Origin of the sequence: Streptomyces sp. NPDC089915 (assembly GCF_040684675.1) — a bacterium.
Classification (GTDB): Bacteria; Actinomycetota; Actinomycetes; order Streptomycetales; family Streptomycetaceae; genus Streptomyces.
On sequence record NZ_JBFBGN010000412.1, the window covers coordinates 1 to 1,125 of the forward strand.

General features: G+C 69.6%; 2 pseudogenes. One reads left to right on the plus strand and one right to left on the minus strand.

Features of this window, described 5'->3' with window-relative positions:
• Positions 1–511, minus strand: a pseudogene (locus AB0O29_RS36260) (hypothetical protein); the annotation flags it as partial.
• Positions 512–629: 118 nt separating this feature from the next.
• On the opposite strand from AB0O29_RS36260, the pseudogene AB0O29_RS36265 reads away from it, so the two are divergent.
• Positions 630–878: pseudogene (locus AB0O29_RS36265) on the plus strand (IS5/IS1182 family transposase); the annotation flags it as partial.
• Between the last annotated feature and the right edge of the window lie 247 nt (positions 879–1,125).

Consider the following 1,125-nt stretch of genomic DNA (forward strand, 5'->3'; position numbering starts at 1 on the left):
CGTCGTACGACTGGAGTGCCGACCACCGCGAGTCGGGCGAGTTGCCGGCGGCCACCCAGTCCCGTATCTCCTTCAGCTCTACGCGCTCGTCGGCATCCGTCGCGGCGGCCAGCTGCTCCTCGTACCAGGTCAGGAGCTGTTCCGGCCCGACCTCCGCCGCGGCCGCACGCCATCCGGCCACGTTGATGCCGGTGGTCACGTCGTACTCGTCGTGCCAGTCCACGGCCAGGCGGGTGAGCAGCAGCATCGTGTCCCCCCGGGCGGCTGCCGGCCCCGCGACGGCGATCCTCGCGAGGAACGGCACGGCGAACGGAGAGGCCGAATACCGGGTGCCCTGATGGAAGATGCTGGTGAACAGGCTCTTGAACGCCTGCTCCCGCGCCTCGTCGTCGTTGCCGCACAGGGTGCGTATGTGCCCTGGAACGTCATGGGCCGACCCATAGGCGTGCGACAGGACGGCCCAGTCCACATCGTCCAGTCCCATCAGCAGCTTCTCGTACTCGTCGATCATCGAAGAAGGATCGCAGGAGGGACTGACACAGCGTCGGGGGCGCAGCGGCTGGTCCCGCCCGAGCGACACTGGTCCGCAACTTGCCGCAGGTGGGGACTCACAAGGGGCCCCGGCCGGCGAGCCGACCGACCATGCCCTGGGACGCTCCCGCGGCGGGCTGACGACCAGAACCCATCCTGCCGCCGACGGCCGCTGGCCTCTGCCATCACGCCCGGGCAGGCTGGTGACGCTCCCGCGTTCGGGGAGGTCATGGCCCGGATCCGGGTGCCCCGGCGGGTCGGCAGACCTCCGGGCGGTGATCCCGCAGCCCGTTGACCAGGCCGCCAACCGTCTGCGGCGGGGCAGCCGTGGCGGCCGTCCACCGGCCGGATGTTCCAACGTGAGGAATGCCCTGGCTCAGCCAGCGCAAGATCACAGGACGGCATGTGCGGGACGGTAGAAGCGTGCGTCACCGGCCCAGTGTTGAGGCATCTGTTGCCGAACAACCCACCTTAGAGCGACCTTTCAACTGAAGAGACCGTTTGGCTCCAAGTTCGATGGCGGGCGGTTCGGCCCGCTCGTCGAGGAGCCGGATCTCGGCGACCCGGTCGAGGCGGAAGGTGCGCCGCGCCTCG